At 42.7% G+C, this 19,521-nt stretch carries 23 protein-coding genes; 8 read left to right on the top strand and 15 right to left on the bottom strand.

From position 1 onward, the window contains the following. The first annotated feature begins 24 nt into the window (after nt 1–24). The 8 genes from gatC (at nt 25) to nusB (ending at nt 6,872) form a co-directional block, all read left to right on the top strand. Complete coding sequence (gene gatC / locus P8P68_RS09060) at nt 25–327, top strand: Asp-tRNA(Asn)/Glu-tRNA(Gln) amidotransferase subunit GatC (protein ID WP_000705412.1); 303 nt, start codon at nt 25–27, stop codon at nt 325–327. Then, on the top strand, nt 327–1,793 hold the full coding sequence (gatA, locus tag P8P68_RS09055; RefSeq protein ID WP_278275898.1) for an Asp-tRNA(Asn)/Glu-tRNA(Gln) amidotransferase subunit GatA: 1,467 nt from the start codon (nt 327–329) through the stop codon (nt 1,791–1,793). Before gatC ends, gatA begins: the two co-directional genes overlap by 1 nt. After that, the gene (gene gatB / locus P8P68_RS09050) at nt 1,793–3,238 is read left to right on the top strand and encodes an Asp-tRNA(Asn)/Glu-tRNA(Gln) amidotransferase subunit GatB (RefSeq protein WP_125413457.1); all 1,446 of its coding nucleotides are present in this window, start codon (nt 1,793–1,795) and stop codon (nt 3,236–3,238) included. Before gatA ends, gatB begins: the two co-directional genes overlap by 1 nt. Before the next feature lie 73 nt (nt 3,239–3,311). Further along, nucleotides 3,312–4,268: a zinc-ribbon domain-containing transport protein gene (locus tag P8P68_RS09045; RefSeq protein WP_000715067.1), complete on the top strand. Its 957-nt coding sequence runs from the start codon at nt 3,312–3,314 to the stop codon at nt 4,266–4,268. Nucleotides 4,269–4,276: 8 nt separating this feature from the next. Then, the gene (locus P8P68_RS09040) at nt 4,277–5,404 is read left to right on the top strand and encodes an SPFH domain-containing protein (RefSeq protein ID WP_278275897.1); all 1,128 of its coding nucleotides are present in this window, start codon (nt 4,277–4,279) and stop codon (nt 5,402–5,404) included. Nucleotides 5,405–5,485: 81 nt separating this feature from the next. Continuing rightward, nucleotides 5,486–6,046 (top strand): elongation factor P, encoded by a 561-nt coding sequence (efp, locus tag P8P68_RS09035; RefSeq protein WP_000568642.1) that lies wholly within the window; start codon nt 5,486–5,488, stop codon nt 6,044–6,046. Nucleotides 6,047–6,067: 21 nt separating this feature from the next. Continuing rightward, nucleotides 6,068–6,457 (top strand): Asp23/Gls24 family envelope stress response protein, encoded by a 390-nt coding sequence (locus P8P68_RS09030; RefSeq protein WP_000510584.1) that lies wholly within the window; start codon nt 6,068–6,070, stop codon nt 6,455–6,457. Beyond that, complete coding sequence (gene nusB, locus P8P68_RS09025) at nt 6,450–6,872, top strand: transcription antitermination factor NusB (RefSeq protein WP_000203650.1); 423 nt, start codon at nt 6,450–6,452, stop codon at nt 6,870–6,872. Before P8P68_RS09030 ends, nusB begins: the two co-directional genes overlap by 8 nt. A gap of 49 nt (nt 6,873–6,921) precedes the next feature. Here nusB and P8P68_RS09020 read toward each other — a convergent pair whose 3' ends face one another. The 15 genes from P8P68_RS09020 to P8P68_RS08950 all read right to left on the bottom strand — a co-directional run bounded on the left by P8P68_RS09020 (nt 6,922) and on the right by P8P68_RS08950 (nt 19,491). Continuing rightward, nucleotides 6,922–7,647 carry a CPBP family intramembrane glutamic endopeptidase gene (locus P8P68_RS09020; RefSeq protein ID WP_101800205.1) on the bottom strand — a complete coding sequence of 242 codons (726 nt, stop codon included), beginning with the start codon at nt 7,645–7,647 and terminating at the stop codon, nt 6,922–6,924. Nucleotides 7,648–8,074: 427 nt separating this feature from the next. After that, nucleotides 8,075–8,776 carry a type II CAAX endopeptidase family protein gene (locus tag P8P68_RS09015; RefSeq protein WP_049519393.1) on the bottom strand — a complete coding sequence of 234 codons (702 nt, stop codon included), beginning with the start codon at nt 8,774–8,776 and terminating at the stop codon, nt 8,075–8,077. A 147-nt stretch (nt 8,777–8,923) separates the two neighbouring features. Continuing rightward, nucleotides 8,924–9,691, bottom strand: coding sequence for an acetyl-CoA carboxylase carboxyl transferase subunit alpha (locus P8P68_RS09010; protein WP_125384713.1), 768 nt, complete (start codon nt 9,689–9,691; stop codon nt 8,924–8,926). Next, entirely contained in the window at nt 9,688–10,554 is an 867-nt protein-coding gene (gene accD, locus P8P68_RS09005; RefSeq protein ID WP_125384714.1) for an acetyl-CoA carboxylase, carboxyltransferase subunit beta, read from the bottom strand. The genes P8P68_RS09010 and accD overlap by 4 nt, the downstream gene beginning before the upstream one ends. A 35-nt stretch (nt 10,555–10,589) precedes the next feature. Then, nucleotides 10,590–11,957, bottom strand: a complete 1,368-nt coding sequence (gene accC, locus P8P68_RS09000; protein ID WP_000488663.1) for an acetyl-CoA carboxylase biotin carboxylase subunit — start codon at nt 11,955–11,957, stop codon at nt 10,590–10,592. An 11-nt stretch (nt 11,958–11,968) separates the two neighbouring features. Beyond that, nucleotides 11,969–12,391 carry a 3-hydroxyacyl-ACP dehydratase FabZ gene (fabZ, locus tag P8P68_RS08995; protein ID WP_000565515.1) on the bottom strand — a complete coding sequence of 141 codons (423 nt, stop codon included), beginning with the start codon at nt 12,389–12,391 and terminating at the stop codon, nt 11,969–11,971. Beyond that, the gene (accB, locus tag P8P68_RS08990) at nt 12,388–12,876 is read right to left on the bottom strand and encodes an acetyl-CoA carboxylase biotin carboxyl carrier protein (protein ID WP_001052304.1); all 489 of its coding nucleotides are present in this window, start codon (nt 12,874–12,876) and stop codon (nt 12,388–12,390) included. The genes fabZ and accB overlap by 4 nt, the downstream gene beginning before the upstream one ends. Nucleotides 12,877–12,878: 2 nt before the next feature. Beyond that, nucleotides 12,879–14,114, bottom strand: a complete 1,236-nt coding sequence (gene fabF, locus P8P68_RS08985) for a beta-ketoacyl-ACP synthase II (RefSeq protein ID WP_000774051.1) — start codon at nt 14,112–14,114, stop codon at nt 12,879–12,881. 28 nt (nt 14,115–14,142) lie between these two features. After that, nucleotides 14,143–14,874 carry a 3-oxoacyl-[acyl-carrier-protein] reductase gene (gene fabG, locus P8P68_RS08980; RefSeq protein ID WP_278275896.1) on the bottom strand — a complete coding sequence of 244 codons (732 nt, stop codon included), beginning with the start codon at nt 14,872–14,874 and terminating at the stop codon, nt 14,143–14,145. Nucleotides 14,875–14,919: 45 nt separating this feature from the next. Continuing rightward, the gene (gene fabD, locus P8P68_RS08975) at nt 14,920–15,840 is read right to left on the bottom strand and encodes an ACP S-malonyltransferase (protein WP_000167654.1); all 921 of its coding nucleotides are present in this window, start codon (nt 15,838–15,840) and stop codon (nt 14,920–14,922) included. Next, the gene (gene fabK, locus P8P68_RS08970) at nt 15,833–16,807 is read right to left on the bottom strand and encodes an enoyl-[acyl-carrier-protein] reductase FabK (RefSeq protein WP_000857452.1); all 975 of its coding nucleotides are present in this window, start codon (nt 16,805–16,807) and stop codon (nt 15,833–15,835) included. Before fabK ends, fabD begins: the two co-directional genes overlap by 8 nt. Nucleotides 16,808–16,924: 117 nt before the next feature. Next, nucleotides 16,925–17,149, bottom strand: a complete 225-nt coding sequence (locus P8P68_RS08965) for an acyl carrier protein (RefSeq protein WP_000257840.1) — start codon at nt 17,147–17,149, stop codon at nt 16,925–16,927. 57 nt (nt 17,150–17,206) lie between these two features. After that, nucleotides 17,207–18,181: a beta-ketoacyl-ACP synthase III gene (locus P8P68_RS08960; RefSeq protein WP_000852970.1), complete on the bottom strand. Its 975-nt coding sequence runs from the start codon at nt 18,179–18,181 to the stop codon at nt 17,207–17,209. Next, nucleotides 18,181–18,615, bottom strand: coding sequence for a MarR family transcriptional regulator (locus P8P68_RS08955; RefSeq protein WP_000386334.1), 435 nt, complete (start codon nt 18,613–18,615; stop codon nt 18,181–18,183). The genes P8P68_RS08960 and P8P68_RS08955 overlap by 1 nt, the downstream gene beginning before the upstream one ends. Before the next feature lie 90 nt (nt 18,616–18,705). Beyond that, on the bottom strand, nt 18,706–19,491 hold the full coding sequence (locus P8P68_RS08950) for an enoyl-CoA hydratase (RefSeq protein WP_042902828.1): 786 nt from the start codon (nt 19,489–19,491) through the stop codon (nt 18,706–18,708). Nucleotides 19,492–19,521 lie beyond the last annotated feature (30 nt).

The raw sequence follows: 19,521 nt of genomic DNA, 5'->3' as shown, positions 1-19,521 counted from the left end.
CATCATTTCACGAAAGGATGCAAGATGAAAATTACGCAAGAAGAGGTAACACACGTTGCCAATCTTTCAAAATTAAAATTCTCTGAAGAAGAAACTGCTGCCTTTGCGACAACCTTGTCTAAAATTGTTGACATGGTTGAATTGCTGGGCGAAGTCGACACAACTGGTGTCGCACCTACTACAACCATGGCTGACCGCAAGACCGTACTCCGCCCTGATGTGGCCGAAGAAGGAACAGACCGTGACCGCTTGTTTAAAAACGTACCTGAAAAAGAAAACTACTATATCAAGGTACCAGCTATCCTAGATGATGGAGGAGATGCCTAATGACTTTTAATAACAAAACGATTGAAGACTTGCACAACCTCCTTATCTCTAAGGAAATTTCTGCAACTGAATTGACACAAGCCACGCTTGAAGATATCAAGTCTCGCGAGACAGCTATCAACGCTTTTGTCACTATCGCTGAAGAGCAAGCCCTTGCACAAGCTAAAGCTATTGATGAAGCTGGAATCGATGCGGACAATGTTCTTTCTGGTATTCCCCTAGCTGTTAAGGATAACATTTCTACAGATGGTCTCCTTACAACTGCTGCCTCAAAAATGCTCTACAACTACGAGCCTATCTTTGATGCGACAGCCGTTTCCAATGCCAAAGCTAAGGGTATGATTGTTGTTGGAAAAACTAACATGGACGAGTTTGCCATGGGTGGATCCGGTGAAACTTCTTACTACGGTGCCACTAAAAATGCTTGGGACCACAGCAAGGTTCCTGGTGGTTCATCAAGCGGTTCTGCCGCAGCTGTAGCTTCTGGGCAAGTCCGCTTGTCACTTGGTTCTGATACTGGTGGTTCCATCCGCCAACCTGCCGCCTTCAACGGGATTGTTGGTCTCAAACCAACCTACGGAACGGTTTCTCGTTTCGGTCTCATTGCCTTCGGTAGCTCATTAGACCAGATTGGACCTTTTGCACCAACTGTTAAAGAAAATGCTCTCTTGCTTAATGCGATTGCCAGCGAAGACTCCAAGGACTCTACTTCTGCTCCTGTCCGCATCGCTGACTTTACTTCAAAAATCGGGCAAGACATCAAGGGAATGAAAATTGCTTTGCCTAAGGAATACCTTGGTGAAGGGATTGACCCAGATGTTAAGGAAACCATTCTAAATGCAGCCAAACACTTTGAAAAACTTGGTGCTATCGTCGAAGAAGTCAGCCTTCCTCACTCTAAATACGGTGTTGCCGTTTACTACATCATCGCTTCATCAGAAGCCTCATCAAACTTGCAACGCTTTGACGGTATCCGTTACGGCTACCGCGCAGATGATGCAAGCAACCTTGATGAAATCTATGTAAACAGCCGTAGCCAAGGTTTCGGTGAAGAGGTGAAACGCCGTATCATGCTAGGTACTTTCAGCCTTTCATCAGGTTACTATGATGCCTACTACAAGAAAGCTGGTCAGGTCCGTACCCTCATCATCCAAGATTTCGAAAAAGTCTTTGCGGATTACGATTTAATCCTAGGACCAACTGCTCCAAGCGTTGCCTATGACTTGGATTCACTCAACCACGATCCAGTTGCCATGTACTTAGCTGACCTTTTGACCATCCCAGTCAACTTAGCAGGTCTCCCAGGAATTTCGATTCCTGCTGGATTTGCTCAAGGTCTACCAGTCGGTCTCCAATTGATCGGTCCTAAATACTCTGAGGAAACCATTTACCAAGCTGCTGCTGCTTTTGAAGCAACAACAGACTACCACAAACAACAACCCGTGATTTTTGGAGGTGACAACTAATGAACTTTGAAACAGTCATTGGACTTGAAGTCCACGTAGAGCTCAACACCAATTCAAAAATCTTCTCACCTACATCTGCCCACTTTGGAAATGACCAAAACGCCAACACTAACGTGATTGACTGGTCTTTCCCAGGAGTTCTGCCAGTTCTCAATAAAGGGGTTGTCGATGCTGGTATCAAAGCTGCTCTTGCTCTCAACATGGACATCCACAAAAAGATGCACTTTGACCGCAAGAACTACTTCTACCCTGATAATCCAAAAGCCTACCAAATTTCTCAGTTTGATGAGCCAATCGGTTATAACGGCTGGATCGAAGTGGAACTAGAAGATGGTACGACTAAGAAAATCGGTATCGAACGCGCCCACTTAGAAGAAGACGCTGGTAAAAACACCCACGGTACAGATGGCTACTCCTATGTAGACCTCAACCGCCAAGGAGTACCATTGATTGAGATTGTATCTGAAGCCGACATGCGTTCCCCAGAAGAAGCCTACGCTTACCTGACAGCTCTTAAGGAAGTTATCCAGTATGCTGGAATTTCTGACGTTAAGATGGAAGAAGGTTCGATGCGTGTGGATGCCAACATTTCCCTTCGTCCTTATGGTCAAGAAAAATTCGGTACCAAGACTGAGTTGAAGAACCTCAACTCCTTCTCAAACGTTCGTAAGGGTCTTGAATACGAAGTCCAACGCCAAGCTGAAATCCTTCGCTCAGGTGGTCAAATCCGCCAAGAAACACGCCGTTACGATGAAGCTAACAAGGCAACCATCCTCATGCGTGTTAAGGAAGGCGCTGCTGACTACCGCTACTTCCCAGAACCAGACCTACCACTCTTTGAAATCTCTGATGAGTGGATTGAGGAAATGCGTACAGAATTGCCAGAGTTTCCAAAAGAACGCCGTGCGCGCTACGTATCTGACCTTGGCTTGTCAGACTACGATGCCAGCCAGTTGACGGCAAACAAAGTCACTTCTGACTTCTTTGAAAAAGCTGTTGCCCTCGGTGGCGATGCCAAACAAGTCTCTAACTGGCTCCAAGGTGAAGTCGCTCAGTTCTTGAACGCCGAAGGTAAAACACTGGAACAAATCGAATTAACACCAGAAAACTTGGTAGAAATGATTTCCATCATCGAAGACGGCACGATCTCTTCTAAGATTGCCAAGAAAGTCTTTGTCCACCTGGCTAAAAATGGCGGTGGCGCGCGTGAATACGTGGAAAAAGCAGGCTTGGTGCAAATCTCTGATCCAGACATCTTGATTCCAATCATCCATCAAGTCTTTGCCGATAACGAAGCTGCCGTTGCCGACTTCAAGTCAGGCAAACGCAACGCAGACAAGGCCTTCACAGGATTCCTTATGAAGGCAACTAAAGGCCAAGCCAACCCACAAGTTGCCCTTAAACTGCTTGCGCAGGAATTGGCCAAGTTGAAAGAAAGTGAGTAATTCGCTACTAGTCACCCAATAGTCTACTCAGCAAGAGAGAAACTACCTGTTCAATCATATAGTTAGGAGACACATGAAAAAGTTTTACGCTCTTTTAATGACCTGTTTATTACTTGTTTTTCTATCCGTGCCTCAAATCGTTGATGCGGGTGTCGGACATTCCAGAAGTGGAGGGAGTAGCCGCAGTAGCTCCAGAAGTAGCAGCCGCTCAAGTGGAGGTGGAAGTCGTTCTGGTGGCTCATCCTACCACTACTACCGCTCTGGATATGGGTCATCTTCTGACAGTTCTGCTAGCTCTCCCTATCTAGGATTTATGTTCATATTAGTCGGAGGAATCATACTAGTTGTTATCGTCAAATCCTTGCAGAATAAGTCTGGAGATTCAAGTTCAACAGACACTAGTAATGATTCTCAAACGCTCCATCGTCGAGTTGAACACAACACACGGGCCATTAGTCTTGTGAAATACGGAGATCCAAACTTTGACGCGGAAGCTTTCACATCTTGGGTTAAGGAAGTCTACCTTAAATTGCAGGTTGCCTGGACTGAGAAAAATTGGAACTCTGTCCGCGCTTTGGAAAGTACCAGTCTCTACTCCCAACACAGTGCCCAACTCGAAGACCATATTCGTGCTAAAACAACTAATGTTTTAGAGAAAGTTTGTATCGAAAATGTTCGCATCAAGGAGTTTATTGAAAATCCTGACGGAAACGATACCTTAGTGGTGATTCTATCATCAATTTTACGAGACTATGTCATTGACGATGAGACTCGCCGTGTCCTTGAAGGAGACCCTAAAAAAGATCTCTTCACCGTGTATCAATTGAACTTTATCCGCCAACACGGTAGCCAAACGCAAGCAGTCAATACAGACCAAGTTGTGAGCGACCACTGTCCAAACTGTGGCGCCCCATTGAAAATCTCTGCAGTTAGCGAGTGCGACTACTGTGGTGCCAATCTCTCTCGCAGTCCAAACCAATGGGTACTGGATACCTATGATGTTGTGGATGAAGACGAGCTTTATAATTAGGAGGAATTATGGGATTTATACGTGCAGCCTTATCAGCAGGCTTAAATAGTTTTAATGATAGTAAATTCAAGGAAGCCATTGTCCTTCCAGACAATGGCTCTGGCGATGCTTTAGCCATCAAGGGACAATTACTCACAAAAGACCCAGATGGACGTTCTCGTCACAGCAATCAAAATACAGGCCTTTTGTCAGATGGCAGTGTGGTTATCGTTCCTCAAGGTTATACCGCTGTTTTGGTAAACAATGGTACCTTCCTTGGTGAAGTCCTCGAAGCTGGTAGCCACGAATGGCAAGCTGGTGATAATGCCTGGCTCCTTGAAAAAGGTGGTTTAAAAGGCACTTGGGAAAACTTTAAAAACCGTTTCTCTTTCGGTGGACAAGTCATCACCCAACAAGAAATCATCTTTATCCGCATGCAACCCATCGCGGGCAATAAGTTCGGCACACAAAATGCGGTCGAATATTTCAGTGAACGTTACCAACAACTGCTCAACATCCGTTTCTATGGCTTGTTTGATGTAAAAATCGCGGATCCAGTTCTCTTCTATGTGAGCTCTGTTAGTCAGCAAATTACAGATAGCCAACCATATACTCTTCAGGATGTAGCTCAAGGAACGCTCCGTCAAAATATCGCACCGAAAATCGCGATTGCCATTGCCAAATATACCAACGAAAACAAGGTTGATATCTATAGCCTCAATGCCAACCAAGATACCTTTAACGAACTCGCTAAACAAGAGGTCAACAAGGTTTGGACAGGCCTCTACGGTATTGAAGCAACTAATATCTTGCTTGAAGACCTCAGCTACGACCAAGAAAGTCTTGCCATTGTCCGCAAACTTGACAGTGAGCTCGCTGCCATGAAGTATAACACGATTGAGATTGAAGAACGCCGTGCGCGCAACGAAGCGCTTATTGCTGCAGCTGCCAACGAAGGAAATGGCAATGGGATGAACATGTTTATGGGCATGAATCTTGGCCAAACTCTCGGTGGTCAACTAAGTCAACAAGTCCAAAATCAAGCACCGGCTCAAAATGCTGGGCAAGCTACTAGCAAGAATTTTTATATCGAAGTCGATGGAAAATACGTCCTCGTCACCAAAGACGAAGATGGCAATATCGTACCAGTCAACTAATTAAGCTCCTTTTGACATTTGAGTAATGTTGTCTTTTATGGTACAATAAAGAGTAAATTATTTTATTAAAGAGGTAAAAACATGATTGAAGCAAGTAAATTAAAGGCTGGTATGACCTTTGAAACAGCTGACGGAAAATTGATCCGCGTTTTGGAAGCTAGCCACCACAAACCAGGTAAAGGAAATACCATCATGCGTATGAAATTGCGTGATGTCCGTACTGGTTCTACATTTGACACAAGCTACCGTCCAGAGGAAAAATTTGAACAAGCCATCATCGAGACTGTCCCAGCTCAATACTTGTACAAAATGGATGACACAGCCTACTTCATGAATACAGAAACTTACGACCAATACGAAATCCCTGTAGTCAACGTTGAAAACGAGTTGCTTTACATCCTTGAAAACTCAGAAGTGAAGATCCAATTCTACGGAACTGAAGTGATTGGTGTCACCGTTCCTACTACTGTTGAATTGACAGTTGCAGAAACTCAACCATCTATCAAAGGTGCTACGGTTACAGGTTCTGGTAAACCAGCAACGATGGAAACTGGACTTGTCGTAAACGTTCCAGACTTCATCGAAGCAGGACAAAAACTCGTTATCAACACTGCAGAAGGAACTTACGTTTCTCGTGCCTAATCTCTAGAAAGAGGTCATTCTATGGGAATTGAAGAACAACTTGGCGAAATCGTTATCGCCCCACGTGTACTTGAAAAAATCATTGCTATTGCTACTGCAAAAGTAGAGGGTGTACACTCTTTTTCAAACAAATCAGTATCTGACACCCTTTCAAAACTTTCTCTTGGCCGTGGTGTTTATCTTAAAAACGTGGACGAAGAGCTCACAGCAGATATCTATCTCTATCTTGAGTACGGAGTAAAAGTTCCTAAGGTAGCTGTTGCGATCCAGAAAGCTGTCAAAGATGCAGTCCGCAATATGGCTGATGTAGAACTCGCTGCTATCAATATTCACGTTGCAGGTATCGTTCCAGATAAAACACCAAAACCAGAATTGAAAGATCTATTTGACGAGGACTTCCTCAATGACTAGTCCACTATTAGAATCTAGACGCCAACTCCGTAAATGCGCTTTTCAAGCTCTCATAAGTCTTGAATTCGGTACGGATGTCGAAACTGCTTGTCGTTTCGCCTATACTCATGATCGTGAAGATACGGATGTGCAACTTCCAGCCTTTTTGACAGAGCTAGTTTCTGGTGTTCAAGCTAAAAAGGAAGAACTAGACAAGCAAATCACACAGCATTTAAAAGCAGGTTGGACCATCGAGCGTTTAACACTCGTGGAGAGAAACCTCCTTCGCTTGGGAGTCTTTGAAATCACTTCATTTGATACCCCTCAGCTGGTTGCTGTTAACGAAGCTATCGAGCTTGCAAAGGACTTCTCAGATCAAAAATCTGCCCGTTTTATCAACGGACTGCTCAGCCAGTTTGTAACAGAAGAACAGTAAAAAGAAAAAGTGTTTGATAGATATCAAACACTTTTTTCTTTGCCTTCCACTATCTAAAAAAGTGGTAATAGACATAATTATAAACAAAAATCCAGATGGGTTTTGCATAAATGAGAAAGTTGAAAAAACTATGGCACAGGATGGTAATTTTTAAGTTCTTTGTCCAACGGTAGACAAGGGCATAGAAAAGACCGCCTAAACTATAAATAATCAAACTGATAGGATCTCGGTGAGTTAGGATCAAATGACTAAGTCCAAAGATAAGAGCAGATAGGATAACATCCAGATAGTACTTGGATTGGGGAAAGAAGGTATTCATAAAGTACCCTCTATAAATCAGTTCCTCTAATATAGGTCCGACGATTACTGTTAAACTAAAACTGAGAACAGTTGATAGAAAAGTTGGTTGCCCATTGGAGTATAGAATCGAAAGAATGTCTTGAAAGATATACTTGTTATCAATTAGGTGATGAAACTGTAACTGAAAAGCATCCACCAATTGACGATCAAAATAAGTAGCCACTAGACCAACTACAAGGTAAAAGAATCTTGACTTCTTTGAACCCTTTTTTTCAAAAATATAGAGCATCTCTTTCTTTTGGAGCCAGTAGATAAATAATAGCAAAAGAGCTGTTACTTCAACTGTTAAAAAGATAGAATAGCCATCTATCCCCCATCCTAAAAACTTAGTTAAATGCATGATCCCTAACTCTGGTAGATAAACCGATAGAAATACCAGTGATGTATAGACTCCCAAATGCCCTAGTTTTTTCATACTTACCCCTTTAAATTATTAGAATATTAAGGTATAATTCCGTTACCATAACCAGTCATTCTAGTACGTATTGTACTCGAATCAGTTGCAATGCTGTAAGCATAAGGCCAACTCCAATAATAATCATCAACCAACCAAATCATGCCACCACCTGAAACTTGCTCTAAGTCCTCAGATAAAAGAACTGTAAATGTTTTTGTACCTGTCCTATCAAGTAGCTCCTTAAAATAAATTTTTGTCAGTTTACATCTACAGTATACATCTTTTTGTCTATTTTATAGCCTATCTCCTCAACTGTCAATTTTTCACCCTAAATGGTAGCTTTACTCATTGAGAAATAAGAAATTGATAAAAGAGATTTCTCTATCTTCCCATTAAATTAGAAAAAGTGTTTGACAATTATCAAACACTTTTTCTTTACTTCCTACTATCTAAAAATCAAATAATAAATATAAAATAAGATTGACGGAGCATAGGGAATTGCATTATAGAAACTATGACAAAAAATGGTAAACCGAAGACTACCCGTAACTCGATAAGCGACTGCAAATAGAAGACCAAGAATACTATACATTAGGAGACTGATGGGGTCACGATGAGATAGAACTAAGTGACTAAGCCCGAAGATGAAAGAAGACAAAATCACATCCAAATAAAACTCCGACTTCGGAAAGAAGGTATTCATAAAATAACCTCTATAGATTGTCTCCTCAACAACAGGTACAATCGAAATGTTAAAGATTAAAAATATAAGACTTGATAGAGTCGTTTCTCTTCCGTTTGAGTAAAGTTCTGAAAGAAGGTCTTGGAAAATAAAGCTATTGTCAATCAATCGAATATTCTGCATTCTAAATCCATTTAGAAAAGAATAGATAAGAAAGCAAGCCACTAAGAAAGCGAGATAAGACCAGCGCCAACCCTTTTTCTCGAAGATAAAGAGCATCTTCTTCTTTTTCAACCACAAAACGAATAAAAAGAAAATAAGCAACACTTCTCCAACTAGGAAGATTATATAGCTGTCCATTCCTAAACCAAAGGTCCTAGCTAGAGTTATAGCCCCTAATGGCGTTAAATAAATGTACAGGAACATTAAAATCATACAGATTCCTAAATGTATTGTCTTTTTCATTCTTGCTCTCCTAATGGTAAACTCTCTATTAGGGCAATATAGAGGATATACCATTGATTGTTTTTCTTATTTATCTAGAGTATTCATGTTTATCCATGCTCTATTATCAAAATAGCTAGAACAAAATGTTCTAGCTTTTAAATTTTCTTAGTATTTTCTAAAGCGTTGGTAACGTTCTTCGATAAGTTGGTCGAGTGGTAGTTCTTGCAACCTATCTAGTTCTACACGCAATTCATTTTTAACGCAACCTAGCAGTTCTTTACTTGACAGCCCTGCTTCTGAGATTACCTTGTCTACGATTCCCATTTCTAGGAGTTCATGTGAAGTGATTTTCATCAACTCCGCCGCTTCCATAGCACGACTTCCATCCTTCCAAAGGATAGAGGCAAATCCTTCAGGGCTAAGTACGGCGTAGATTGAGTTTTCTAACATCCAGACACGGTTAGCTACGGCTAGAGCTAGGGCCCCACCAGATCCACCTTCACCGATAATAATCGCGATGATTGGAACCTTGAGGTCACTCATTTCCATCAGGTTTCGGGCAATTGCTTCCCCTTGTCCACGTTCCTCGGCTCCAACACCTGGGTAAGCACCCGCCGTATTGATAAAGGTCACAATTGGACGACCAAACTTTTCTGCCTGTTTCATCAAGCGTAAGGCCTTACGATAACCTTCTGGATGAGGTTGCCCGAAATTCCGTTTGAGGTTGTCATGAAGACTCTTCCCCTTCTGGATACCAACGACAGTTACTGCTTGGTCACCTAACCAACCAATTCCACCGATAACCGCACCATCATCACGAAAAGAGCGATCTCCATGCAATTCGATAAACTCGTCAAAAATTCCATTGGCAAAATCAAGTGCAGTCAAGCGACTCTGCTCGCGTGCCTCTCTGACTATTTTTGCAATATTCATCCGCGACTTCCTCCATGCAATCTTACTAATTTAGCAATTGTTTCAGGCAATTCTCTCCGTTTAACAATTGCATCAACAAATCCATGTTCAAGCAAAAATTCTGCCTTTTGGAAGTCATCCGGCAAGGTCTCACGAACTGTATTTTCGATAACACGACGCCCAGCAAAACCAACCAAACTCTGTGGCTCCGCTAGGATAATATCACCTTCCATAGCAAAAGAAGCGGTCACTCCACCTGTTGTCGGATCGGTTAAAATAGTTAGGTAAAAAAGTCCTGCCTTGGAATGACGTTGAACTGCTGCAGAAATTTTAGCCATCTGCATCAAGCTCTTGATTCCTTCTTGCATACGGGCTCCACCAGAAGCTGTGAAGAGAACGACTGGCAAGTTTTCTACCGTTGCATACTCAAACAAGCGCGTGATTTTTTCACCCACAACGGTTCCCATCGACGCCATGATAAAGTTAGAATCCATGATCCCAAGGGCAACTTTTTGTCCCTTGATGCTAGCTGTACCAGTTAGTACTGCTTCATCCAAACCTGTCTTTTCACGCATTGTTGCAAGTTTTTTCTGGTAGCCAGGAAAGTTTAATGGATCTTGAGTTTCAATACCTGTAAACATCTCCACAAAGCTACCAGAATCAATCGTCAAATCCAAGCGTTCCTGAGCTGAAATACGGAAAGTATAGCTACAATGGGGACAAATTCGTTCGCTCCCAAGATCCTTTTGGTAAATGGTGTGTTTACAACCAGGACACTGGGAGAAGAGTTCATCCGGAACCTCAGGCTTGGCTTGTGGTTTCTGCCTTACGGAACGGTTAGGATTAATCCGAATATACTTATCCTTTTTACTAAATAGAGCCATAACTCCCCCTTTTAGTTCTCATACTGTTTGAAAGTCTATTCTTTTTCTTGGTATTTTGGCAAGAAAGTTTCCATCAAGAAGGAAGTATCGTAGTCACCAGCGATAACTCGGCGGTCTGAAATCAGATCCAACTGGAAGTCTGCATTGGTTTGCACTCCTTCAATATCAAGTTCATAAAGTGCCCGTTGCATCTTCATAAGAGCATCAAAACGATTCTCCCCATGAACAATGATTTTAGCAATCATACTATCATAGTAAGGGGGAATAGTATAACCTGGATAAACTGCTGAGTCCACGCGCAAGCCAACTCCACCACTTGGTAGATAGAGATTGGTAATTTTCCCTGGGCTTGGAGCAAAGTTAAATGCTGGATTTTCTGCATTGATCCGGCACTCGATAGCATGACCTCGTAGGACGATATCTTCTTGTTTGAAAGGTAAAGGTTGACCGGCAGCAATGCGAATCTGCTCTTTCACGATATCAACACCTGAAACAAACTCTGTGACTGGGTGTTCCACTTGCACACGAGTATTCATTTCCATGAAGTAGAAATTGCCACTCGCTTCATCGAGTAGAAATTCAATCGTTCCTGCATTTTCGTAGCCTACAGACTCTGCAGCACGAACGGCGGCAGCACCAATTTCATGACGAAGGGTTTTGCCAATCGCAATGGATGGGCTTTCTTCTAAGACCTTTTGGTTATTCCGTTGGAGTGAACAGTCCCGTTCACCAAGATGGACAACATGACCCTCTTGATCCGCAAGAATCTGAACTTCGATATGACGAGCTGGATAAATCACACGCTCAAGATACATAGCACCATTTCCAAAATTGGCCTTGGCTTCACTGGATGCTGTTTCAAAGGCTGCGACCAAGTCTTCTGCCTTTTCAACCTTACGAATCCCTTTTCCACCACCACCTGCTGATGCCTTAAGCATGACTGGATAGCCAATTTTTTCTGCAACTGCAAGCGCCTCTTCAGCCGTGTGAACTTCACCATCAGATCCTGGGATAACTGGAACCCCAGCCTTGATCATTTGCTCACGCGCATTGATCTTATCTCCCATGGTATCCATCACAGCACCAGAAGGGCCGATGAACTTAATTCCCACTTCATCACACATCGTGGCAAACTTGGAGTTTTCGCTAAGAAATCCAAAACCTGGATGGATGGCTTCTGCTTCTGTCAAGACTGCAGCAGACAAAATCGCATTGATATTGAGATAAGATTCTGTCGCCTTACCAGGTCCGATACAGATAGCTTCATCCGCTAGGAGTGTGTGAAGAGCTTCCTTATCAGCGGTTGAATAGACTGCTACGGTTGCAATGCCCAATTCACGCGCAGCTCGAATAATGCGAACCGCAATCTCACCACGGTTGGCAATCAAAATTTTACGAAACATGGAGATCCTCCTTAGTTTCCAATTGCAAAGGTAAGAGTACCACTCGCTGCAAGCTTACCATCTACTTCAGCCTTTGCTTCAACCACAGCAATCGTACCACGACGTTTAACAAAAGTAGCCGTCATGACTAATTGGTCACCTGGTACAACTTGCTTCTTGAACTTAACCTTATCCATGCCAGCATAGAAGACCAGCTTTCCTTTGTTTTCAGGCTTAGACAATTCCAAGACACCAGCAGTCTGAGCCAAGGCTTCCATGATAAGAACACCTGGCATGACTGGGTATTGTGGAAAATGACCATTGAAGAAAGGTTCGTTGATGGTCACATTTTTAATGGCAACAATGGTATCCTCGCTCACTTCCAAGACACGATCCACTAGGAGCATGGGGTAGCGATGGGGTAGAGCTTCTTTGATTCCTTGAATATCGATCATTTGATGCGTACCAATCCTTTACCGAACTCAACCATTTCTTCATTTGAAACGAGAATTTCTGTCACCACACCATCCTTAGGTGCAGGAATTTCATTCATGACCTTCATGGCTTCGATGATCACCAAAGTCTGACCTTTTTTAACACTGTCTCCAACTGTGACAAAGGCAGGTTTATCTGGTCCAGCGGCCAAGTAAGCCACCCCTACAAGTGGACTTTCAACGACATCACCCTCTGGAGCAACAGTCGTTTCAGCTGGTGCTGGAGCTTCTTCCACTGCACTCTCTACTGGAGTTGAAGGGGCAGAAACTACTGGACTAGGAGCCACTGCAGCTGGCGCTGGAGCAACTTGAGCTGATGCTTCAGAAGCCATTCTTGCTTCATTCTTACTAAACTGCAATTCGTCCGTTCCATTTTTATAAGAAAATTCTCTCAAACTTGATTGGTCAAATTGAGCCATCAAGTCCTTGATTTCATTTAAATTCATAATTATTTATTCTCCCAACGTTTGAAAGCAAGAACCGCATTGTGTCCACCAAAACCAAAAGTGTTTGAAATAGCATAAGGGATTTCTTGCTCCAAGCCTTGTCCATAAACGACATTCGCTTCGATATAGTCTGATAACTCACTTGTTCCAGCCGTCATTGGTACAAAGTTATGACGCATAGCTTCGATGGTAGCGATGGCTTCTACCGCCCCTGCAGCACCAAGCAAGTGTCCTGTAAAGGACTTAGTTGAAGATACAGGTACTTCTTTACCAAGAACAGCTACGATCGCACCACTTTCTCCTTTTTCATTAGCAGGAGTTGAAGTTCCGTGGGCATTGACGTAAGCCACTTGCTCTGGAGAAATTTCTGCTTCTTCCAAAGCCAACTTCATAGCCTTAATAGCACCTTGACCCTCTGGATGAGGTGAAGTCATGTGGTAAGCATCACAGGTATTACCGTAGCCAACTACTTCAGCCAAGATAGTTGCGCCACGTTTTTCAGCATGTTCAAGACTTTCAAGAACCAACATACCTGAACCTTCTCCCATCACAAAACCATTACGGTCTTTGTCAAATGGGATAGAAGCACGAGTTGGATCCTCTGTAGTTGATAGGGCAGTCAATGCTTGGAAACCAGCGATGGCAAAAGGAGTGATAGATGATTCTGATCCACCAACTAACATGACATCTTGGAAACCAAACTTGATAGAACGGAAGGCATCTCCGATGGCATCATTTGATGAGGCGCAGGCTGTATTGATTGATTTACAGATACCGTTTGCTCCGAAACGCATGGCAACATTTCCTGAAGCCATATTTGGCAAGGCTTTTGGAAGTGTCATTGGTTTAACGCGTTTTGGACCTTTTTCATGAAGACGGATAACCTGATCTTCGATTTCTTTAATTCCCCCAATACCAGAAGCCACGATGACACCAAAGCGATCTTTATCAATTGCTTCTACATCAAGATTTGCATTTGTCACCGCTTCTTGAGCCGCATACAAGGCATACAAAGAATAGTTGTCAAAACGGTTGGTATCTTTTTTGACAAAGTATTTATCAAATGGGAAATCTTGAACTTCTGCCGCATTGTGCACAGCAAATTCGCTGTGGTCAAACTTAGTGATTTCTCCAATTCCAATCTTCCCAGTTTGCAAACTGTTCCAAAATTCTTCTGGAGTATTTCCGATAGGAGAGGTCAATCCGTAACCTGTTACTACAACTCGATTTAGTTTCATCTGTCTTACCTATATCTTTCCTTATTTTTTACATGCTAAGTCCGCCATCAACTGCGAGAACTTGTCCAGTCAAATAATCCTGTCCAGCCAGGAACACTGTAGCATCTGCGATATGTTCTGCTTGACCGAACTGTTTCATTGGGATTTGGGCCAATGTCGCTTCCTTAACCTTATCAGACAAAACAGCAGTCATATCTGACTCGATCATCCCTGGTGCAAGAGCATTTACGCGTACGTTGCGATTGGCAACTTCACGTGCAACTGACTTGGTAAAACCAATCAAACCTGCTTTAGAAGCTGCATAGTTGGCTTGTCCGATATTTCCCATCAAACCGACCACACTAGACATGTTAATAATCGCACCTTCACGTGCCTTGATCATCTGTTTCAATACTGCTTGCGTCATGTTGAAGGCACCTGTCAAGTTGATCTTAATCACTTTTTCAAAGTCTTCTTCGGTCATCTTGAGCATAAGCGTATCTTGAGTGATCCCAGCATTGTTGACCAAGACATCGACAGAACCGAGTTCTGCAATCGCTTGATCTACCATACGCTTGGCATCTGCAAAGTCTGAAACATCACCTGAGATCGGTACTACTTTGACGCCGTAGTTTGAAAACTCAGCCAGCAATTCTTCTGAGATTGCTCCTCGACTATTCAAGACTACATTAGCGCCTAGGTGGGCAAATTTGTGAGCAATGGCAAGTCCGATGCCACGACTTGAACCTGTTACAAAGACATTTTTGTTTGTAAGTTGCATTCTATTTCTCCTGTTTCCTGTTGTATTTTGTGGGAGAAGGGATCATTAGTTTCCTAACAAAGCATCCAAGCTTGCTTGGTCTTCAACGTTAGCTAGCTGAGCTGTTTTATCGATTTTTTTGACAAAGCCTGACAGGACCTTTCCAGGACCAATTTCAATAAAGTTGGTTACCCCAGCATCCTGCATCACAGCAATACTTTCATAAAAACGAACAGGTTCTTTGACCTGACGCGTCAAAAGCTCTTGGATTCGACCTTTTTCCATAACAGCAGCTTCCGTATTGCCGACTAGTGGGCAAGTAAAGTCAGAGAAACTCACTCCTTCAAGAGCTCCAGCTAGTTGCTGACTGGCTGGCTCAAGAAGAGCTGTATGGAAAGGACCAGATACATTTAAAGGAATCAATCGTTTGGCTCCTGCTTCCTGCAAGAGTTGGACCGCACGGTCAACTGCAGCCACCTCACCACCAATGACGATTTGGCTTGGAGTATTGTAGTTAGCTGGAGTGACTATACCGACTTCAGAAGCAGTTTTGCAAGCTTCCTCTATCACATCTACTGGAGTATTGAGGACGGCTACCATCTTGCCTGAACCAGCAGGCGCCGCCTCTTCCATATAAGCCCCGCGCTTAGCAACCAAGGCAACTGCCTCTTCAAAGTCCAAGGCACCGCTTGCTACAAGAGCAGAATATTCACCAAGAGACAATCCTGCTACCATATCCGGCTGATAACCCTTTTCTTTCAATAGTCGGTAAATAGAAACCGAGGTCGCCAAAATAGCTGGCTGTGTATAACGAGTCTGGTTTAACTTTGTTTCTTCCTTATCAATCAAGTCACGAAGGTCATAACCCAGTACTTGACTAGCTTGATCAATGGTTTCCTTGACAATAGGATAGTGTTCATAGAGGTCTCGTCCCATCCCAAGATATTGAGCACCTTGACCGGCAAATAGAAAGGCTGTTTTAGTCATTTCTTACAACTCCTGCCCAACGAGAGGCTTCTTCTTGAATTTTTTTGGCTGCGCCATAGTATAGATCTTTTAAGATTTCTTCGACAGTTTCCTCTTTAGAAACCAAGCCAGCAATCTGACCTGCCATGACAGATCCACCTTCTACATCTCCATGAACAACGGCTTTAGCAAGAGCACCAGCTCCCATTTGTTCAAAGATTTCTAAATCTGGATTTTCTTGTTTAAAGGCATCTTTTTCAGCCTGCTCAAAGTCACGTGTTAACTGATTTTTAATGGCACGAACAGCATGACCAAAGTGTTGAGCTGAAATAGTCGTATCGATGTCACGCGCTTTTAAGATTTTTTCCTTGTATTTTGGATGGGCGTTAGATTCCTTAGCTACCACGAAACGCGTACCAACTTGAACGGCCTCAGCACCAAGCATAAAGCCTGCAGCGACACCTTCACCATCCGCAATTCCTCCAGCTGCGATAACTGGAATTGAAACAGCTGCAGCAACTTGGCGAACCAAGGTCATCGTCGTTAATTTACCAATATGCCCACCGGCTTCCATTCCCTCTGCAATAACTGCATCTGCACCAATTTTTTCCATGCGTTTTGCCAAAGCAACACTTGGAACAACAGGAATAACTGTAATTCCTGCATCATGGAAACGAGTCATGTATTTACTTGGATTTCCTGCACCAGTTGTCACCACCTTGACCCCTTCTTCAATCACGAGATCAACGATGTCTTCTACAAAAGGTGACAAGAGCATGATGTTAACACCAAAAGGTTTGTCCGTAAGTGATTTGATTTTATCGATATTAGCCTTTACGACCTCTTTAGGTGCATTCCCACCACCGATGATCCCTAGACCACCAGCTTTTGATACTGCACCAGCCAAGTCACCATCAGCAACCCAGGCCATTCCTCCTTGAAAAATAGGATAATCAATGTTCAATAATTCTGTAATACGTGTTTTCATAGTGCCTCCATCATTCTTTGCTTACGTAATAGTTCGATGAGTTTATCATTTGAGTTTCAAACTATTACCTAAACAAGAGGGAGTGGGTTTCCCCTACTCCTTCTAGTAATATGTTAATTATTTTGTTTGCTCTTCAACGTAGGCAACCAAGTCACCAACTGTTTTCAAGTTATCTTCTGCTTCGATTTGGATATCGAAAGCATCTTCGATTTCAGAGATTACTTGGAACAAGTCCAATGAATCTGCATCCAAATCATCAAAAGTAGATTCAAGTGTTACTTCTGATGCGTCTTTCCCAAGTTCTTCAACGATAATTTCTTGTACTTTTTCAAATACTGCCATGATAGGACTCCTTTAAAATATAAAAAATTTATAACTATGTGTTTACCACATGATTACCTAGATTGTAAGAATGAGTGTGCCCCATGTCAAACCTCCACCGAAGCCTGATAGGAGAATCGTCTGGCTACCATCTAAACGAATCATGCCATTTTCCACACACTCTGAGAGCAAAATCGGGATACTTGCTGCACTGGTATTTCCATACTCCATCATATTGGCAGGAAGCTTGTCTCGGTCTACACCGATCTTCTTAGCCATCTTATCCAAAATGCGGATATTTGCCTGATGAAGCAAGAGATAATCCAATTCCGATGCTGCGATTGGACCATTTTCAATGGTTTCTTTGATTGATCTAGCAACATCACGATTTGCAAAATCAAAAACTGCTCGTCCATCCATCTTCAAAAAAGCAGGAACTGCTTCTTGATCCGAGAAAGGAGAAGCCAAAGCCGTTTGACCATAGGTCAAACACTCGCTCCGAGAGCCATCTGTATAGAGACTTTCCACAAGGAAGTGCCGTGTTTCGCTCGCTTCCAAGAGAACCCCACCAGCTCCATCTCCAAAGAGAACAGCTGTCGAACGATCTGACCAATCAACTGCCTTGGATAAGGTTTCAGCCCCGATAACAATCCCTTTTTTGAACTGTCCAGAACTTAAAAACTTTTCTGCAGTTGAGAGAGCGAATACAAAGCCACTGCAAGCTGCTGTCAGATCAAAGGCGAAAGCTCTGTGCGCTCCGATATTTGCCTGAACTCGAGCTGCTGTGGAAGGCATCATCGAGTCTGGGGTAATCGTCGCTACAATGATAAAATCAATCTGATCCGCTGTTAAGCTCCCTTTAGCCAGCAAGCTCTTAGCAACTTCTGTCGCCAAGTCACTTGTAGACTCTGTTTTTGAAATATGTCTCTGTTTAATTCCTGTCCGACTTGAAATCCACTCATCGCTTGTGTCCATGATTTGGGCTAAGTCATGATTAGTGACCACTTGCTCTGGAACATAATGAGCAACCTGGCTTATCTTTGCAAAAGCCATTATTTCAAATCCTCCAAAAATTGATAAAGTTTCGTTAAGCCTCTGCCCATGACTTCTTTTTCCTCAGGGCTCATGCCATCGATGATTTTTTCGACCATAGCCTTGTGGAATCGTTTATGAAGGCGGTGAACCAAACGACCTTTCTTTGTCAAATGCAGATAGACCACTCGACGGTCTTGGTCAGAACGAATACGCTCAATATAACCTTTTCTCTCCAGGTTATTCAAACTCGTCGTCACTGTTCCAAGAGTTACCATCAGTTCTTTGGAAACCTTACTTGGCGTTGCCTCCGGGAACTTCCCAATCACATCGATCGTGTGCATTTCTTTGATGGAGATGTCTTTGAATCGACTACCTCGTAAGCTAACCTCCTCAATCACAAGGACGTTATTAAAAATAGATGTTAGATAATCATTTACTTGTTGGTAGTCCAAATCGTTTCCCTCCCCCTCAAAAAGCTTTTACAATCAAAACATTTGATAAAAGAAGTATAACAAACTTCAAAAAATTGTGCAAGTATTTTTTTACATTCCTGTAAATTTCGGTCTTCTTCTTTCAGAATGTGCACGAACCCCTTCTTTAAAATCTTCAGTTAAAGATAACGATTCTTGTAATTTCAATTCTAATTCAGCATAATTCTGCCAATCCTTAAATTGACTTTCCCAAACTAACTTTTTAATCGCTGCGTATGAGTTTGCTGAACCTCTTCTTAATTTTTTCAGAACTTGTTCTCTTGTTTTTTCTAATTTGTCAACTTCACAAACACGGTATACCACGCCCCATTCTAGCGCTTTTTCAGCAGTTAAGGCTTCACCTGTCATAGCAAGTTGTGCAGCCCGTGTTACCCCAATACTACGACTCAAGAGATGAATCCCACCAGCGTCTGGCGCCAAGCCCACTCCGACAAAGGCTTGGATAAATTTTGCCTTGTCAGTCGCCAAACAGAAATCAACTGCTACTGCCATATTTGCTGCAGCACCAGCGACCGCTCCATCTACCTCCATCAAAACAGGTTTAGGAATTTGCTTGATTTTAAAAGAAATTGTATTGACTAATTCTGCAATCTTATTCAAAGAAGGGATATCATCTTCATCTACTGCTCGCTTCATCTCAACCAAGTCTCCCCCAACTGAAAAGACCTTCCCATTCGCATTAATCAAGATGAACTGCACAGCTTGATCCTGATCCGCTAGGGTCAAAGCTTCTAAAATTTCCTCACACATTGGGATATGAAAACCATTTGCCACTTCGGGACGATTCAAAGTAATGATAGCCAGATCATCTACGATCTGATATAAGATATGATTCATAGCTTCTCCTTTTCTTTTATAAGGCAATGA

Source organism: Streptococcus sp. D7B5 (assembly GCF_029691405.1).
Taxonomy (GTDB): Bacteria; Bacillota; Bacilli; order Lactobacillales; family Streptococcaceae; genus Streptococcus.
Note: the sequence above shows the minus strand (reverse complement) of the source record. Positions and strands in the feature narration are given on the sequence as shown.

Coding starts and splice junctions, on each gene's coding strand:
- P8P68_RS08950 (WP_042902828.1), bottom strand. CDS start 19,491: ATGAATCATATCTTATATCAGATCGTAGATGATCTGGCTATCATTACT.
- fabG (WP_278275896.1), bottom strand. CDS start 14,874: ATGCAACTTACAAACAAAAATGTCTTTGTAACAGGTTCAAGTCGTGGC.
- P8P68_RS09010 (WP_125384713.1), bottom strand. CDS start 9,691: ATGAATATTGCAAAAATAGTCAGAGAGGCACGCGAGCAGAGTCGCTTG.
- P8P68_RS09045 (WP_000715067.1), top strand. CDS start 3,312: ATGAAAAAGTTTTACGCTCTTTTAATGACCTGTTTATTACTTGTTTTT.
- fabZ (WP_000565515.1), bottom strand. CDS start 12,391: ATGATCGATATTCAAGGAATCAAAGAAGCTCTACCCCATCGCTACCCC.
- P8P68_RS09015 (WP_049519393.1), bottom strand. CDS start 8,776: ATGAAAAAGACAATACATTTAGGAATCTGTATGATTTTAATGTTCCTG.
- nusB (WP_000203650.1), top strand. CDS start 6,450: ATGACTAGTCCACTATTAGAATCTAGACGCCAACTCCGTAAATGCGCT.
- P8P68_RS09020 (WP_101800205.1), bottom strand. CDS start 7,647: ATGAAAAAACTAGGGCATTTGGGAGTCTATACATCACTGGTATTTCTA.
- accC (WP_000488663.1), bottom strand. CDS start 11,957: ATGTTTCGTAAAATTTTGATTGCCAACCGTGGTGAGATTGCGGTTCGC.
- accB (WP_001052304.1), bottom strand. CDS start 12,876: ATGAATTTAAATGAAATCAAGGACTTGATGGCTCAATTTGACCAATCA.
- accD (WP_125384714.1), bottom strand. CDS start 10,554: ATGGCTCTATTTAGTAAAAAGGATAAGTATATTCGGATTAATCCTAAC.
- gatA (WP_278275898.1), top strand. CDS start 327: ATGACTTTTAATAACAAAACGATTGAAGACTTGCACAACCTCCTTATC.
- fabD (WP_000167654.1), bottom strand. CDS start 15,840: ATGACTAAAACAGCCTTTCTATTTGCCGGTCAAGGTGCTCAATATCTT.
- P8P68_RS09040 (WP_278275897.1), top strand. CDS start 4,277: ATGGGATTTATACGTGCAGCCTTATCAGCAGGCTTAAATAGTTTTAAT.
- P8P68_RS08960 (WP_000852970.1), bottom strand. CDS start 18,181: ATGGCTTTTGCAAAGATAAGCCAGGTTGCTCATTATGTTCCAGAGCAA.
- fabK (WP_000857452.1), bottom strand. CDS start 16,807: ATGAAAACACGTATTACAGAATTATTGAACATTGATTATCCTATTTTT.
- efp (WP_000568642.1), top strand. CDS start 5,486: ATGATTGAAGCAAGTAAATTAAAGGCTGGTATGACCTTTGAAACAGCT.
- gatC (WP_000705412.1), top strand. CDS start 25: ATGAAAATTACGCAAGAAGAGGTAACACACGTTGCCAATCTTTCAAAA.
- fabF (WP_000774051.1), bottom strand. CDS start 14,114: ATGAAACTAAATCGAGTTGTAGTAACAGGTTACGGATTGACCTCTCCT.
- P8P68_RS09030 (WP_000510584.1), top strand. CDS start 6,068: ATGGGAATTGAAGAACAACTTGGCGAAATCGTTATCGCCCCACGTGTA.
- P8P68_RS08965 (WP_000257840.1), bottom strand. CDS start 17,149: ATGGCAGTATTTGAAAAAGTACAAGAAATTATCGTTGAAGAACTTGGG.
- gatB (WP_125413457.1), top strand. CDS start 1,793: ATGAACTTTGAAACAGTCATTGGACTTGAAGTCCACGTAGAGCTCAAC.